This window comes from Endozoicomonas atrinae (assembly GCF_001647025.1).
GTDB classification, from domain to species: domain Bacteria; phylum Pseudomonadota; class Gammaproteobacteria; order Pseudomonadales; family Endozoicomonadaceae; genus Endozoicomonas; species Endozoicomonas atrinae.
This window is the reverse complement of sequence record NZ_LUKQ02000968.1, coordinates 1-224: the sequence shown is the minus strand read 5'-3', so window position 1 is coordinate 224 and position 224 is coordinate 1. Positions and strand designations below refer to the sequence as shown.

At 50.0% G+C, this 224-nt stretch carries 1 protein-coding gene; it reads left to right on the top strand.

All coding sequences use genetic code 11. The annotated features are described in order from the left end of the window. Window positions 1-224: hypothetical protein (locus tag AK963_RS34770; RefSeq protein ID WP_175404858.1), on the top strand; the 224-nt coding region annotated here is incomplete at both ends.

The following is a 224-nucleotide window of genomic DNA, read 5'->3' as shown; positions in this document are numbered from 1 at the left end:
CTCAACAGAAACCACTTCCGGTGGTGGTTTTTACGGTGACCTCGTCGCCTTGCCCGACGGTGGTTTCCTCAATGTCTGGAACAGTTCAGGCCCGACCATTGAGATGCAGCGTTATGATAGCAATGGCGTAGCCCAAGGTAGCGTCATCACTGTTTATGATGACCCTAATAACAACACCAGTTATAACGAAAGTGTGGCTGTTCTCAACGATGGCAGCGTTGTTG